Annotated in this window: 1 pseudogene; it reads left to right on the forward strand. The window is 64.7% G+C overall.

Features of this window, described 5'->3' with window-relative positions:
- Window positions 1–84 precede the first annotated feature (84 nt).
- Window positions 85–365, forward strand: a pseudogene (locus AUL38_RS14350) (hypothetical protein); the annotation flags it as partial.

Here is a 365-nt window from a genome sequence, read left to right on the forward strand (position 1 = left end):
CTACCAGGCCGTCACTGGCGGGGAAATGGCCAGACGCGCCTACACCGCTGAAGCAGCGCTCGCGCTCGGAGTATCCGAGCGCGCGTGGACTCGATGCTCGGCCTTGCCGTGTTCCTTGCTGACGTGTACCGCGACACTGCCGTACTGACCCGCGCGGGTAAGCTCTCGCTGCAACACGCACAGATCATCACCGACGCTGGCATGGTCATCACGAACGTGACAGTGACCGGTGTTGATGAGGCCACGATCGCCCGCTCCATCGAACTCGACAGGCTCGCTGAACAACGCCGCCACGCGTACGAGCAGGCGGTGCTGGTGTATGCGCGTGAGCTCACCCCGAACCGGTTACGCCCGGTCGCGAAACG

Source organism: Leucobacter sp. G161, from assembly GCF_001482305.1.
Classification (GTDB): domain Bacteria; phylum Actinomycetota; class Actinomycetes; order Actinomycetales; family Microbacteriaceae; genus Leucobacter.